Genomic DNA, 14,850 nt, shown 5'->3' on the forward strand with positions numbered 1-14,850 from the left:
TCCGCGAGGAGAACCGGTCATGCGTATCGTCATAACCGCTGCCATGGCCTTGCTGCTGGTCTTGGCGACAACAGGAGTGCCCCTGGCTCTGGAACCCGCTGCGGCGACCAAGGCGAAGCTTGACAGGGTGTGTTCGCGGACAGCCGAATATGACTGTTACACGAATCACAAATACGGCTATGTGCTGGCTTGGCCCAGACTCATCCTCAAGCCGCTTGGAGAATCGGATGCGGGCGACGGCCAAGTCTTCACCGCCCTGCGTGGACGAGCCGAGCTTCGGTGCTGGGCTGGCTTCAACGACGTCCTTGAACAAACCATTCCCCAAGCCTTCGCCCAGGCCCTCAATGAACCCGGCCGCCGAGTGACGTACCAGCACATGGGCAAGGATTTCTTCGTCATTTCGGGCCTGGAAGGTCAGGACATCTTCTACCGAAAAACCCTACTGGCTCACGACATCCTTGCTTCCTTCGAATTTGTGTACGAACCGTCCTTCAAAGCTCTACTTGATCCAGTAATCAGAGATCTGTCGTCCTCATTCAGCATCGATCCAGCTTTCGGCTACCAATAAGGCCCCTCGACCGCGCGCCGAAGTCGCCAGGATTACCGAACGAGGGAGCGCCCAGACACGGCCGCTTGTGAAAACGCCATCACGGCAGCAAAGGTAGGCCCAGTTCGGTACCCTGAGGTGGTCATTGACCACTGTCACCGCAATGCCGAAGCCGAAAGGTTGGTTGATGCGATCTTCGGGAAGGTTGAGTAGACGATCAACGCCGTCAACGTCTCCGGGCGATACCTTACGCCCCCTCTGCGAGACTGACCTTGGCGATGGGAATATCGAGCTCCTCGCCAAGCCGCTCCCATTCGTCAGCGTTCCTGGACGCGAAGGTCGTGCTGAGTTCTCCGTAAGCGCTCAATAAGGCGCGTCTTGTTAGGGCGAGCAGGAAGCAGGATAAGCTCAGGCAGGTATGATGAGGCTTTGAGGATCGCTGTACTGGGGCAGGAGGGCCTTGCGTTGGGCGTCAGTGGTTGCCGCCGGCAAGTGCTCGAAGAGGTGGCGCAGGTAGCGGTATGGCTCCAGCCCGTTGGCCTTGGCCGTTTCGATGAGGGAGTAGATGGTGGCCGAGGCGTCGGCTCCGCGCGGATGGCCTGAGAACAGCCAGTTTTTGCGGCCCACGGCAAAGGGGCGGATGGCGTTTTCGGCCAGGTTGTTGTCCGGACGCAGTCGGCCGTCTTCCAGGTAGACGACCAACCGCTCCCACTGTTTGATAGCATAGCCAATGGCCTTGCCGAGCAGACTCTTGGGCGGGGTGGTGGCGGCGCGTGCATCGAGCAGCGCCTTAAGCTTGTCCAGGATCGGCCTGGATTTTTCGGCTCGCAGGACCTTGATCTGCTCCGGATTGAGCTGTTGCCTTTCGGCTTGGTGCTCCACGCCGTAGAGTTTGCCGATCAGATCGAGGACGGCATGGGCCGTGCCGCCTTTGGCCTTCTTGCCAGCGGACTTCTCGACCTCGACGAACTTGCGCCGGACATGGGCCAAACAGCCGAGATGGCGCAGGCCTTCCCGTTCGCCCAGGGCCTCATAGCCGCTGTAGCCGTCGGTCTGCAGATAGCCTTTGAAATCGCCAAGAATTTCCGCAGCCACGCTGCCGGCCCGGGTCGGATGATAGCGAAACAGGACGACCGGTTTTCCCGGTGTTCCGCCCCGGGCGACCCACATAAATGATTTCGTGGTGTTGGCCCGGCCTGGTTCGGCAAGCACCTGGACCGTGGTTTCGTCCATGTTGACGATGGGGCCGGAACGAATTTCAGCGATGATCATGTCGATGAGCGGATCGCAGGACTTGGCTACGCGGATCATCCAGCCAGCCAGGGTTCCCCGGGAGATGTCCAGCCCCAGGCGAGCGAACTGATCCTCCTGGCGGTACAGGGGCAGCGCGTCGGCATACTTGGCCACGGCGACATGGGCCAAAAGGCCCTGAGTCACGATGCCCTGGGGGATGATTTGGGGTGGCATGGGCGCGGTTTTCACCGTCGGCCCATCGTCCTCCACACCTTCGCAGGTACGGCAGGCGTATTTTGGCCGGATGTGGCGGATGACCTGGATTTTGGCCGGCACGATGTCGAGCTTTTCGCTGACTTCCTCACCGATGCGGACCAGCTCAGCGCCGCAGGGGCAGGTCTTCTCCGATTCCGGCAGGTCGTGGATGATCTCCACCCGGGGCAGATCCGCAGGGATGGGGCGACGGCCGCGTTTGCGGCGGGTGCTCGCCGGGGCGCAGGCCTCCTCGAAGGTCTGCGGTTTGTGCTCCTCCGCAGTCTGCTCGGCCTCGTCGAACAGGGAGAGCTGCTGCTCCTGGCCGGTACGGGGCTTTTTCTCGGACTTCGGGCCGTAAATGATCAGGTTCAGGAGCTGAAGGCGCTGCTCAAGTTGGACGATGTGCTCTTGCTGGTCAGCCTGACTGGCAGCCATGTTGACAATGAGAGCTTTCAGTGCGGCAGGGTCGTCAGGGAGGGAATTGATGTCCACGGCCCGAACAATCTCTCATTATTATTCAATTTAATCAAGGCAATACTGTCTAAAAGAGCGTCGAATACTCCAGACGGGAGTGTCCCGTCACGGCCAGGGGATCGAGACCATCAAGCAGCCAGGCCAGTTGCCGGGAGTCAATGGCAAGCACCTCCGCCTCGCGGGTTGGCCAGCGAAACACATGCCGCTCCAGACGCTTGTGCCACAGACAAAAGCCGTTGCGATCCCAGTAGAGCAGCTTGATGATCGTCCGGCTGCGGTTGCAAAAGCCGAAAAGGTGACCGGCAAACGGATCGAGTTGCAGCTGCCGTGAAACCAGGATGGACAGCCCGTCGATGGACTTGCGCATGTCTGTGGCTCCCAGAGCCAAATAAACCCGGACGCCGCTTACCGGCGACATCATAGCCGTGTCAGCGTGCGGACAAGCTTTTCCAGCACCGGCGCGGCGAAGTTGCCTCTGATCTCGATGCGAAAGGCGTTGCCCACGTGCACTAGGATCGGTGCCGGCACGGTTGCCATGTCCGCCTGGGCCGACGCCGGCAGAGGCACGGGAACGAGGGTGACGCAGGACGCGCCCTCCTTGCCAGTCGCTGCCTCCAAACGCTTCCGCCAATAGCCCATGGAACTTTGGGAAAGACCCTGCCGCCGGCAGTAAGCCCCCTGGCTCAGGCCGCTACGATGCCAAGCCTCAATATGTTCAGACCAGTACGCCGCCTTCTCGAAACTGAGCTCTGCTGATGACGCTGCCATGGTCGCCCTCCTGTGGGATAAACCATGACAGAAAACTCAAGCGGCGTAAGAAGGGGTTGATTGACCGGTTACTTTTGGAGAAGCTTCTACCCATGGCAAAGTGAACGGGCCATGGTCTTCATTGCTTGTCGGCGTGTACAGCAAGAGCTTGGTCGATGGCTTGTTTCATTTTTTCCAGGCTGACGGGTTTCGAGAGATAGCCGTCCATGCCGGCCTTCAAAAAAATGTCTTGATCGCCGCTCATGGCAAAGGCTGTGAGCGCCACGATGGGAATGGTGCGATCCACCGCGCCGCTGACGTCGCTGCGGATGCGTTTTGTGGCGGTGACGCCATCGAGCACCGGCATCTGCACGTCCATGAGCACGCAGTCAAATTTTGCCCGGCGCAGGATCTCCAGCGCCTGGCTCCCGTCGCCGGCAACGGTGACGTGGTATCCGGCCTTCTCCAGAAGACGTTGGATGCTGCGTTGGCTGATGCTGTCGTCTTCCACCAAAAGCACGTGGCACGGCACGGCAGGCGTTCCGGACTCGTCCTGAGCGCCGGAGTCCGCGAGATCCGATTGCGACAACAGGCCCACGGGCAGCGTGACGTAGGCGGTTGTGCCGACCCCGGCCTCGCTTTCCAGGGCCATGGTGCCGTGCATCAGGTCGACGAGGCGTTTGGTGATGGTCAGGCCGAGGCCGGCTCCCTGCTGGGAGCGCGTGTAGGAGCCTTCGGCCTGTATGAATGGTTCGCAGACCGAATCGAGCTTGTCGTCGGGAATGCCGATGCCGTTATCGGCGACGGTAAAGAGGATGCGGGCGTGCTTTGCCGCAACGCCGGGGAGTCTGGACATGGTCACCAGCACATCGCCGTTCGTTGAAAACTTCAGGGCGTTGCCGACCAGATTGAACAGGATCTGGCGGATGCGCAACTCGTCGCCGACCAGCCATTCCGGCAAGGCCGCTTCGGTTTCGAAGACCAGTTGCAGGCGCTTTTCCTTGCAAAATGGCGCAAACGTCTCCCGCAAGGCCTGAACGACGTTTGCCAGCCGAAACGGCGCGGCCACGATGGGCAGACGGCCCGCTTCGATGCGGGAAAGATCCAGAATGTCGGACAGAAGCCGGGTCAGACGGTTTCCGGCGCGAATGGCCATCTGGGCGTATTCTTCCTGCTCCGCGTCGAGGGTCGTGGAGTGCAGGAGCTGGAGCATGCCCAGGAGGCCGTTGAGGGGGGTCCGGATTTCGTGGCTCATGTTGGCCAGGAATTCGCTTTTGGCCCGGTTGGCGGCTTCGGCGGCGTTTTTGGCCTCCAGCATGGCCGTTTCGGCCTGTTTGCGCAGGGTGACGTCCTCGCTGAAGCAGACAATGCCGCCGATGGCTCCCTCAGGAGTCAGCCAGGGACGGATTTCCCAGGAGACGAACTGCGTGTTGCCGTCCAGGCGCACGAAGGGGTCGCTGTCGGCCCGCTCGATGGCTCCGGCCAGGCACTGCTGGTGAATCCGCTTCCAGCGCTGCGGTATTTCTGGGAAAATCTCGTAGTGCGACCGGCCGAGGACAGCGCGCTCGTCCAGTTTGTAGTCGTCGATCCAGCGTCGGCTGACGGCGAGGTAGGTCATGTCGCGGTCGAACATGGCGATGGCCGCCGGCGCGTGTTCCACGAAAAGCCGGAGTTGTTCCTCGCGTTCGGCGAGGTGCGTTTCGAAACGTTTGCGTTCGGTGATGTCCACGAAACAGGCCAGCAGGCCGTGCTCGGTGGTCATGCCCGTGATGAGCACGTCGCGGATCCGGCCGTCCTTGCAGGTGACGCGGTACTCGGCGCTGGGGATTTCGCGGGTGTCGGCGCGGCGGTTGTCCAGGGCGGCGTCCCACTGGGCGATGACCTCGCGACGGTAGGCCGGATCGGGGTAGGCCTTCTCCCGCCAGTCGTCCAGGGTGGGAATGTCCTCGAGGGTATAGCCGAACAGTTCCGTGAAGCGCCTGTTGAGGTCGAGGATGCGCCCGTGCTGGTCCATGTAACCCATGGGGAGCGGAGAGAAACCGAACAGTTCCCGGAAACGCAAGGCGCTGCGTTCCTCGGCCTGCCGCGCTTCCCACAGCGCGGTCACATCCTGGAACATCGCCACGAAGCGTTCACCCTGCAGCGCAAAGGCCGAGACGCGAAAGTGCTTGCCCAGTTCCGGGAGCATGGATTCGAAGGTCGCCGGTTGGCGCGTTTCCAAAAGCGGGACATAGACGTCCAGATTGGGAGCCTGCTTGAGATTAAAGATCTCCCGGACAAGCCGTCCGACGGCCTGGTCGGGTGCGACGCCAAGGATGCGCCCATAGGCCGGATTCACGTCGAGGACGCGGTAGTCCACGGGTTGCCCGTCCGGGTCGCGGACCATTTCCAGCAGGCACAGCCCTTCGTTCATGGACTCGAAAAGCGAGCGGTAGCGTCCTTCGTTTTCATGGAGCTCCCGCTCCAGGCGCTTACGCTCCGTGATGTCCAGGACAAGGCCCAGGTATGCCGTGCCCGTGCCGTGCATGTCGCGTTGCAGTTCGCCAAGGGACAACAGCCAGCGCTCCCGGCCGTCGTGGGTGTTGAGCCGGTACTCCACGGCCAGCGGGGCTTCCTGGCGGGCCATCTCCGCGACGTCGTGGGCGGCCCGGTCCCGGTCGTCGGGATGCACGGACAAGAGCCAGGAGTCGTACGAAGCCGGGTGCCTGTCCGGGTCCAGTTCATAGAGCCGGTAGGTTTCCGGCGACCAGACGTTCTCGTTGGTGGACAGGTTCCATTCCCAGGTTCCGGCCTTGGCCGCGGCGAGGGCCCGATGCAGTTGTTGCTCGACAACCTTGCGCCGGGTGATGTCCAGGCAGTAGGCAAGGCGTGTCTGCGGCCGCCCTTCGTCATCCATAAGCACGGTGATCTCGACCAGGACCGGGAACGTGGAGCCGTCCTTGCGCATATGCATGGCTTCGAACAGTTCGTGCCCGGTGGCGTCGGCATGGGCGATATGTTCCCGCAGGCCGGGGAGCGCTGCCTCGGGATAGAGCATAAAAAGCGGCTGGCCGACGAGTTCCTCGGCTTCGTAGCCCCGTTCCCGGGCGAAGGAGGGATTGACGGCCAAAAAGGTGTTGTCCCGGACCCTGACGATGACCAACCCGAATTCGGAGCGCTCGAAAAGCTGTTGCCAGCGCAGGGCCTCGGCCTGGGCGGACTTCAGCTGGGTGATGTCCAGGAACACGCCGACCGCCCCGTATATCTCGCCCAGGAAATTGCGCAGCGGTGCGGCGTTGCCGAAGATGGTCCTGGATTGGCCGTCAGCGAAAACCAGGTCGACCTCCTGGCCGATGACATGCTCGCCCCGGGTGGCGCGCTGCATGGGCAGCTCTTGGAGCGGCAGCTCGTAGCCGTTGCGCAGGGCCCGGTAGGGCACGCCTTCAAGGGTTTTGCTCACGTTGCTGCCCGGGGCCATGCGCAGCACATGATAGCTGGCCTGGTTGCCGATGATGGTGCGGGCCTCGGTGTCCCTGGTGATCCAGACGGCGGCCGGGGCCTGGTCCATGATGGCTTCCAGTTCCACGGCCCGCCGCTCCGCTTCCTGGCGGGCGACCTCCAGTTCCCGGGTGCGGGCCGCGACTTGCCCTTCCAGGGTTTCGTTGCTGCGGCGCAGCACCTCCTCGGCGTCCTTGAGCTTGGTAATGTCCGTATAGGTCATGACCACGCCTTCGGTGTCGCCCTGGGGACCAAAGAACGGAAACACGCGTTTGAGGAAGATGCGGCCGTCGCGGTGCATGACCTCGGCTTCGGTTTCCTTGCCCGTGGTCAGGGTGCTCTCGGCCTGGGCCAGGGCGGTCTCGTCCTGGACCTGGGATTTGACTTCGGCCAGGGGACGCCCCTGGTCGGCCTGGGCCAGATGGAACACCTGGGTGGCTGTGGGCGTGAAGCGCAGGATACGCAGGCGATTGTCGAGAAAGATCATCGGCAGGGCGGCGCCGCGCAGGAGGTTTTCCACGAAGGCATGGGCCTGGGCGAGTTCTTCCACCTTGACGGCAAGCTCTTCGTTCAAGGATTGGAGTTCCTCCCGGGAGGCGTCCATCTCCTCGTTGGTCGATTGCAGCTCCTCGTTCATGCTGGTGAGTTCTTCGTTGGAGGCGCGAAGTTCCTCATTGAGCCTCTCGTATTCCTCCGTCACCGTGCCCACGAGTTCCTGGGCCTGGAACAATTCGTCCTCGTATCGCTGCACCAGTTCGGATTCGCCAAGGCAGGCCAGACCCGGGCGGCCGTCCTGTTGGGCCGGCAGAGGGCTGCTTTCGAAGATCGTCAGCAAGGATTCCAGCCGCCCCGCGGCGTTGCGCACGGGTTCCACGCGCAGGTTGAGCAGCATGGCCGGCTCGTCTGGCAGGCGAAGCTCCGAAACCACGGCAGGCGTCAGCGTTTCGGCGGCTTGCAGCAAGGCCGAGCGCAAGTGGCGGCGGAGATCCTGACGGGCCAACTGGGGCAGAAGGAGGCTGGGTTCGCCGGCGTTGAGGGCCAGAAAGGGGCGCACGTCTCCGTTGATGTGCATAACCTTGAAGGACGGGTTCACCAGCACGGCCGGCGGGCTGTAGAGGCGCTTGAAAATATCGGCGACCACCTCAGCCGCCGGTTTGCCGGCGGCGGCATGGCCCGGGGCCTTGGCGGGCATCGTCAGGCGTATGCTCTGCAACCTGGCGAGCCGGTGGACGCCGGCCCCGTCCGCATCCGGCTTGGACCGGAAGATGCGCCATTTGCGATCCACCGGCTCCAGGCCAAGGGACTCGGCTTTGGGCGTCTCGGCCGAACCCAGGAACAAAAAACCCCCGGGATTGAGACAACCGGCGAGCAAGGCCAGGGCCTTCTCCTGGAGGGGCGGGGTGAGATAGATCAGCAGGTTGCGGCAAACGGCCAGGTCGATGCGGACAAACGGCGGGTCTTGCAAGAGGTTGTGGCGAACAAAGACGATGCGCTCGCGTAGCAAGGGCCGCACTGCGCAGTGCTCGTCGCCCTTGATGAGGTGGCGTTCGAGGCGAGTCGGGGAGAGCCCTTGCAGGGCCTTTTCCGGATAACAGCCCTTGCGGGCGGTTTCCACGGCGTTGGCGTCGATGTCCGTGGCGAAAATTTTGACGCTCAGATTGAGGCGGCGATCCTCCAGGAATTCGTCCAGCAACATGGCCACGGAGTAGGCTTCCTCCCCTGTGGAGCAGCCCGCCACCCAAACCCGCAAGGCTTCGCCCTCGGCCCGTCCAACGACAATTTCCGGGAAGACCTTGTCCCAAAGGCTGTCAAAGGCCTCGGGGTCGCGAAAGAAGGAGGTCACGCCGATGAAGAGGGAATCAAAGAGCTTGCGCCGTTCCTCGGCGCTGCGCTCCAAAACGTCGAGATAGGCATTGAGGTCGTTGTATCCGCCAAGCAATCGCAGTTTCTGGATGCGCCGGGAGATGGTGCTTGGGCGATAACCGGAAAGGTCCTGGCCGGTTTCCTGGCACAGCAGGTCGAACACCTTGCTTAGTCGGTCGGCGCCGGTCTCTTTGCTGGCGTCGGTGTCGGCGTGCAGCCGCGAGAGGCTTGTTCCGAGCTCCTCCAGGGTCAGCACCTTGTCGGCGATCCCCGTGGCGATGGCGCTTTCCGGCATGTCCGGGTGCATGGCCGTGGACGGATCCTGCACCAGGACGAGGCCGTCGGCCTTGGCGACCTGCATGGCTCCCCGCGCGCCGTCGGAACCCGCGCCCGAGAGGATGACGGCCATGGCGTTGCAGCCTTGATCGGCGGCCAGGCTGCCCAGGAATCGGTCGAAAATGTTGCGGTCATGGAGTTCTTGCAGGATGAGCACCCCATGCTCGATGGTCAGGGCCTTGCCGGGCGGCAGGACATAAAGCGTTCCGGCCTCGACCGGCATGGCCTGTCGTATCTCCCGAACGGGAAGCATGGTGAAATCCTTGAGCACTTCAGACAAATGGCTGGCCTTGTCCCTGGCCAGGTGCATGAGAACGATCAGGGCGGCGTGGGGAAGCGCGGGCATGCTGTTGAGCAGCGTGTGCAGCGACTGTATGCCGCCGGCGGAAGCGCATATGGCCACCACCGGAAACGGCAGGGGAGGATGGCACGATTCTCCAGGAGGTCCCGACGGCTCGGAGGGACGGACAGACTCATTTTTATAGCCTTCGTCCATTGAGGATATCCCGAAATATTCCAAGTTGAATGGTTTTACCGCCATAGCGGGGCCTACACCATACAACGCTGGAGGCGTTTCGTCTATCCCGAGGCGCCATTAAGAATGAACGTGTCTGGCCTTCGATCTCGAATTGTCCATGCTAAAGAAGCGTATTGTTCTCGACATCTTTGTGGTCCATGGCGTTTATTTGCATGAAGAACGTGGCGTTGAAGACGTAGAGGACGGTCTCGACGGCTGGAAGGGGAGCTTGCGAGGTCATGAAGCAACAAGTCGTTGTATCAACGGCGAGGGTCTTACCTTTTCGCCTTAAGTGTTGCGCTACGGCAATGTTTTATTTCTATGGTCGTTGCCAAGTCGGAGCTTTGACTTCCGTCTCGATGTCGGCTTCCTTGAGAGCCGCTTCAATTTCTTCGCGGCGGAATCCCACGATAACCTTTTCGCCTATGACGATGGTCGGGAACGTGATTGCCGGGTTGAGCTTGCGGAGGGTGTCGAGAACCTGGGTTCGCTCGTCGCCGGACATGAAGTCCACGCTGACGGGGCTATAAGGGACATTGCGTTCGTCGAGAAACTCTTTGGCTTGTGTGCAGTGCGAGCAAGTTGACAGAGTGTAGATTTTTACTTTGGCAGGCATGGATGCAGTCTCCGGTGTTTAGTGTGTCTATGGGGTGGGCGATATGTTTATATTATCCACATCTAGGTGTTGGTGGTCAAGGAGATCGGCTGTAATAGGTTTCTTGATGTTGTCCAAGGCGAGGAGATGGGAGAGGGCTTTTTGACCTCAAACACAGCGGCATTTTTCCCGAGGCCGACGCTGCAATCTAGATAACATCTGGAGAACCGTTCCTCTGAGTCGCCAAGCAGAGTATGTCAAAAAAATGTTTATGGGGAAGATCGACAAAGTCCTGCCGTAAATCTTGAGTCTGGAAGGTATAGCTTTAGAGCGGTTGTCTATACCGGAACCGGAAAATCTTATTCGAATTTAATTTGATTTGGCGATTGTTGACCTTGCAAAGTCTCCATGTTGTTGTTCAAGATGTAGTTCTTTTAAGGATATCGAGCATCGAGCTGTTGATAGTTTTGGTGGGGTATATTTGAACTGCAAAAAGATGTCGTTTGTTTCTATCGGTGAGATAGTTAAGTATAGTGAGAATGCGCAAGTAGTTTTGCTGTATGATAGAGTATTGATCTTGAGTAATGACAATCTTCTTTGCGTTAAATATTAGTAAATAAAAGATTAGAAACAGTGTTTTGTTGTCGTATTTGAGTTTGTTGATGGATTGAAAAGTCAAGTTTCTTGTTCACTTCTTATTTCGTAGAGGCAATAAGTGGCTATTCCCCTAGGTGCCCACTTTTGATTCAGGATTCCTCTACAGTGCAGCAAAATCTTCATCCTCGGCCTTGCCGTCCACAAACTGGTCGTCGCGAAAAAGCTGGAGCAGATATTCGAGTTCCGGCGGCTATCCATCTGCAAAACGATAGCCGATGCCGGTTTCTGTCCGGAGATAGCGCGGGCGGGCAGGATCCTGCTCGATTTTCTGCCGCAGCTTGTGGATGTGGATGCGTACGTAATGCTCCTGTCCCTGGCTTTGTTTGCCCCAGACCGCTTTGAGGAGTTGGCCGTGGGTGACCACCTTGCCGGCATGACGGGCCAAGTAGGCCAGCAGCTTGAACTCCGTCGGGGTCAGGTGAAGATCTTGTGCCGCAAGGCCCGCCGTATGGGCCTCCATATCGATCCATAACTCCCCGAACACGTAGCGAGTGGGTGGCGACTCTCCGTCTCCGCCACCGCGCCGAAGGCAAACCCGGATACGCGCGGCCAATTCCGCCAGGCTGAAGGGCTTGGTGAGGTAGTCGGACGCGCCAAGGTCCAAGGCCGTCACTTTGTCCCGTTCCCGCGCTCGAACGGACAGGACAATGACCTTGGCCCGGACCCACATGGGCAGCGCGCGCAGCAGCTCCTCCCCATCCATGTCGGGCAGCCCCAGGTCGAGGAGGATGACGTCCGGTTCATGGGACGCGATCAGGGAAAGGGCCTCGCGGCCCAAGCCAGCCTCGACGACGGCGTAGCCCTCGGCCTCCAGAAACGGCGTCAGAAAGCGGCGGATGGGCGGCTCGTCGTCAACAATGAGGATGGTTTTCTTATTCGTTCGCATACAAGGGAAGGATGACGGTGAAAGCGGCGCCGGCGGGCCTGTTCCGGTCGGCCGTGATGGAGCCCCCGTGCGCCTTGACCACGGCGCGGCAAATCGCCAACCCTAGTCCATACCCGGAGGTGCTGGACCGGTCGCCGCGCTGAAACCGTTCGAAAAGTTTTTCCGGATCGCCCGGAGGCAGGCCCGGACCGGCGTCACGAACCTCGATTACGGCCTTATGGCCGCGAATAGCGGCGGAAACAAGGATTTCCGTCCCTAGCGGGGTGTGTTTGGCCGCGTTTTCCAGCAGATTGATGAGCACCTGCTCCATAAGCACTTCGTCCATGGGGATGGGAGGCAAGTCGTCGGGGATGTCCAGGTGCACCGCATGGCCGGCCAGCGTCGCGTCGAGGCGGGCCAGGGCGCTGCCCACCACGTCTTCGATGGGAATAAGCTTGATGTCCGGCACGACGGACCCGGATTCCAGGGCGGCGATGCGCAGCAAGTTGTCCACCAATCGTTCCAGGCGTGAGGCTTCCTGGGCGATGTTCTCCTCCAGGGAGCGGCGCACCTCGGGCGTGGTGGCCTCGCCCAAGGCGAGCAGGCTCTCCGCTGACCCGGCGATGGCGGAGAGGGGCGTCTTGAAATCGTGGGTCACGGTGGAGAGGAGGGCGGCACGCAATTTTTCCCTTTCCGCTTCGACCAGGGTCTTCTTGGCTCGCTCTTCCAGGCGGTCTACGTCCAGGGCCAGGGCTGTCTGATGCACCACCGCCTCCAGAAGCCTGCGACGATCCGGAAGCTCCAACGAGTCGGCCGCATCCGGGGAGTCGGGGCGAAGGCCCATGACGCCGAGAATTGCCTCGGTTCCGGGCAGGGGCAGATACAGGGCGTCGGATTCGGCCAGGGTCTGTGTGGTGAGGCCTGCCGGCTTGCCGTTGTCGAAGACCCATTGGGCTACGCCCACGTCCTTGTCGGTGAGGGTCTCGTTTGCCTCGGAGACAAAGGCGTCTTCGAGTTTCCCCTCGGTGTTCGGCAGGAGTGCGAAGGTGGTGCAACCGAAAATACGCGTGATGTGCTCATGGGCCACGAGCAGGAGATTGGCGGCACCGCGCGTGGTGGCCAGATTGCGGGAGAAGTCGCTGAGCTCCGACGCCTGCCGTTCGAGTTGCACGGCGCTGTCGGCTTGGGCCTTGACGCGCGAGGCCATGCTGCTGAGCACGAGGGCCACCAGGAACATGACCGCGAAGGTGACCAGGTAGGCCACGTCCGTTACCGAAAAACTGAACCGGGGCGGCACGAAGCAGAAATCGAAGGCCAACACGGACAGTACCGAGGCCGCCGCCGAGGCCCGCCGGGACAGCCAGATCGAGGCGGCCAAGACCCCGACCAGATAGACCATGATGAGGTTGGCCAGTTCGAAATAGGGGTACATGGCGAAGCAGGCTGCGGTGCTGGCAGCCACAATGCCAAGCGCTGCCGGCAGGTCTTTCCAGCGGCCCTTGGCCAGGGCCGGGGGGGGACGTCTGGCGGCCGGGAGTCGGGGGTCCTGTCCCTTGATGACGTGGACGTCGATTTCGCCGCTTTCCCGCACCAGCTGATCGACTGGGCTGCCGCGCAGGACATCGAGGAGGTTGCGGGTCAGCGGCTTGCCAATGACGATCCGGGTCACGTTGTGCTGCCGGGCAAAGCCGACCACGAGTTTGGCTACGTCGGCCCCGGTCAGAACATGGGTCTGCGCGCCGAGTTCCTGGGCTAGTCGCAAGTTGGCCATGGCTTGGTCGGTCGAGGTCCCTTCGGGACTTTTCTGGATGAACAGGGCGTGCCAGTCGGCGTGGAGCCCGTCGGCCAGACGCTTGGCCGTCCGTACCAGGGTGGCCGAGTACGGGGAAGGCCCCACGCAGACCAGGATGCGTTCGGCCGTGGGCCAGGTCGTCTCGATGGCGTGTCCCCGGCGGTAGACGAGGACTTCGGTGCCTACCCGGTTGGCTGTCTGGCGCAGGGCCAGTTCGCGAAGGGCGTTCAGGTTGCCTACCCGGAAAAAGTTTTCCCCGGCCCACTCGGCTTGCTTGGGCAGGTAGACCTTGCCTTCGGTCAGGCGTTGGCGCAGATCCTCGGGCGGCAGGTCGACGAGAATGACGGACTGGGCCTTGGCCAAAACGGCGTCGGGCACGGTTTCGCGCACGCGCACGCCGGTAATTTGCGCCACGATGTCGTTTAAGCTCTCCAGGTGCTGCACATTGAGGGTCGTCCAGACGTCGAGCCCATGTTCGAGCAACTCCTCGACATCTTGCCATCGCTTCGGGTGGCGGCAGCCCGGGGCGTTGGTATGGGCCAGTTCGTCCACCAGGATAAGCGACGGGCGCTTGGCCAGGGCCGTGTTGAGGTCGAATTCCTCCAGGGCGTGGCCCCGATAGTCGATGCGTTGGCGAGGTAGGATGGACATGCCGTAGAGCAGGGCCTCGGTGTCCTGGCGTCCGTGGGTCTCCACGATGCCAACCAGGGGTTCGACGCCTTCGGTCATCTTGAGGCGCGCCGCTTCCAGCATGGCGTAGGTCTTGCCTACCCCCGGGGCCATGCCGAGGAAGATACGCAGTTGGCCGCGCCGCTTGTTCTCCTCCTCGCGCTGCACCATGGCCAGCAAGGCATCCGGGTCAGGGCGGTTGTCCTCGTCGTGCATGCTTCCTTCCTTACTTCGTGCTGGTCAGGGCATCCAGCTCCAAATTGAGGCGCAGCACGTTGACGCGCGGTTCTCCCCAAAACCCCCAGAGACGTCCCTCCGTGTGCCGGGCGACCAGATCGGCGACGGTTTGCCCGGGCAGGCCTCTCGCCTTGGCCACCCGGGTAACCTGGTAAGAGGCGGCCTCCGGGCTGATGTCGGGATCAAGCCCACTGGCCGAGGTCGTGACCAGGTCCATGGGCACGGACGGGCCGGCATTGTCCATGCTAAGCGCTTGCGCGCGTTCCTGGACCGCCTGGCGCAAATCGGGGTTGGAAGGGGCGAGGTTGGAGCCCGACGAGGCGGCGGCATTGTAGGGATAGGGCGCTGTGGCCGAGGGGCGGCCGTGGAAATAGCGGTCGGACGTGAAAGGCTGGCCGAGCAGGGAAGACCCCACGATGCCCCCTTGCCGTTCGATCAGGGATCCCATGGCCTTGTTCGGAAAGACTCCCGCGCCGAGTGCGGTAACGGCCAAGGGGTAGACGAGGCCGGTCAGGACGCTCAGCCACAGCAACATCAGACAGGATGGCTTCAGCTGTTTTCCGAGTTCGACGAGCATAGTCGTCTC

9 protein-coding genes are annotated in these 14,850 nt (G+C 61.5%); 1 reads left to right on the forward strand and 8 read right to left on the reverse strand.

What is annotated here, in order from left to right:
- Positions 1–19 precede the first annotated feature (19 nt).
- Positions 20–568, forward strand: a complete 549-nt coding sequence (locus DMR_RS04450; protein WP_012750482.1) for a hypothetical protein — start codon at positions 20–22, stop codon at positions 566–568.
- Between the two features lie 387 nt (positions 569–955).
- On the opposite strand, the gene tnpC is transcribed toward DMR_RS04450, so the two are convergent.
- The 8 genes from tnpC to kdpC all read right to left on the reverse strand — a co-directional run bounded on the left by tnpC (position 956) and on the right by kdpC (position 14,841).
- Positions 956–2,470 carry an IS66 family transposase gene (gene tnpC, locus DMR_RS04455; protein WP_232502917.1) on the reverse strand — a complete coding sequence of 505 codons (1,515 nt, stop codon included), beginning with the start codon at positions 2,468–2,470 and terminating at the stop codon, positions 956–958.
- A 106-nt stretch (positions 2,471–2,576) separates the two neighbouring features.
- The gene (gene tnpB, locus DMR_RS04460; RefSeq protein ID WP_012750477.1) at positions 2,577–2,930 is read right to left on the reverse strand and encodes an IS66 family insertion sequence element accessory protein TnpB; all 354 of its coding nucleotides are present in this window, start codon (positions 2,928–2,930) and stop codon (positions 2,577–2,579) included.
- Positions 2,927–3,277, reverse strand: a complete 351-nt coding sequence (gene tnpA, locus DMR_RS25730; protein ID WP_012750476.1) for an IS66 family insertion sequence element accessory protein TnpA — start codon at positions 3,275–3,277, stop codon at positions 2,927–2,929. The genes tnpB and tnpA overlap by 4 nt, the downstream gene beginning before the upstream one ends.
- Positions 3,278–3,395: 118 nt before the next feature.
- Positions 3,396–9,473: a PAS domain S-box protein gene (locus tag DMR_RS22275; RefSeq protein ID WP_012750483.1), complete on the reverse strand. Its 6,078-nt coding sequence runs from the start codon at positions 9,471–9,473 to the stop codon at positions 3,396–3,398.
- Positions 9,474–9,768: 295 nt separating this feature from the next.
- On the reverse strand, positions 9,769–10,065 hold the full coding sequence (locus tag DMR_RS04475) for a glutaredoxin family protein (RefSeq protein WP_012750484.1): 297 nt from the start codon (positions 10,063–10,065) through the stop codon (positions 9,769–9,771).
- Between the two features lie 826 nt (positions 10,066–10,891).
- Entirely contained in the window at positions 10,892–11,587 is a 696-nt protein-coding gene (locus tag DMR_RS04480; RefSeq protein WP_012750486.1) for a response regulator, read from the reverse strand.
- Positions 11,574–14,243: a sensor histidine kinase gene (locus DMR_RS04485; RefSeq protein WP_012750487.1), complete on the reverse strand. Its 2,670-nt coding sequence runs from the start codon at positions 14,241–14,243 to the stop codon at positions 11,574–11,576. The genes DMR_RS04480 and DMR_RS04485 overlap by 14 nt, the downstream gene beginning before the upstream one ends.
- 10 nt (positions 14,244–14,253) lie before the next feature.
- Positions 14,254–14,841, reverse strand: coding sequence for a potassium-transporting ATPase subunit KdpC (gene kdpC, locus DMR_RS04490; protein ID WP_012750488.1), 588 nt, complete (start codon positions 14,839–14,841; stop codon positions 14,254–14,256).
- Positions 14,842–14,850 lie beyond the last annotated feature (9 nt).

Origin of the sequence: Solidesulfovibrio magneticus RS-1, assembly GCF_000010665.1 — a bacterium.
Lineage (GTDB): Bacteria > Desulfobacterota > Desulfovibrionia > Desulfovibrionales > Desulfovibrionaceae > Solidesulfovibrio > Solidesulfovibrio magneticus.

What these genes read in the sequence shown, in the direction of transcription:
- DMR_RS04450 (WP_012750482.1), top strand. Translation starts at nt 20, where the DNA reads ATGCGTATCGTCATAACCGCTGCCATGGCCTTGCTGCTGGTCTTGGCG.
- DMR_RS04485 (WP_012750487.1), bottom strand. Translation starts at nt 14,243, where the DNA reads ATGCACGACGAGGACAACCGCCCTGACCCGGATGCCTTGCTGGCCATG.
- tnpA (WP_012750476.1), bottom strand. Translation starts at nt 3,277, where the DNA reads ATGGCAGCGTCATCAGCAGAGCTCAGTTTCGAGAAGGCGGCGTACTGG.
- tnpB (WP_012750477.1), bottom strand. Translation starts at nt 2,930, where the DNA reads ATGATGTCGCCGGTAAGCGGCGTCCGGGTTTATTTGGCTCTGGGAGCC.
- DMR_RS04475 (WP_012750484.1), bottom strand. Translation starts at nt 10,065, where the DNA reads ATGCCTGCCAAAGTAAAAATCTACACTCTGTCAACTTGCTCGCACTGC.
- tnpC (WP_232502917.1), bottom strand. Translation starts at nt 2,470, where the DNA reads ATGGCTGCCAGTCAGGCTGACCAGCAAGAGCACATCGTCCAACTTGAG.
- DMR_RS04480 (WP_012750486.1), bottom strand. Translation starts at nt 11,587, where the DNA reads ATGCGAACGAATAAGAAAACCATCCTCATTGTTGACGACGAGCCGCCC.
- DMR_RS22275 (WP_012750483.1), bottom strand. Translation starts at nt 9,473, where the DNA reads ATGGCGGTAAAACCATTCAACTTGGAATATTTCGGGATATCCTCAATG.
- kdpC (WP_012750488.1), bottom strand. Translation starts at nt 14,841, where the DNA reads ATGCTCGTCGAACTCGGAAAACAGCTGAAGCCATCCTGTCTGATGTTG.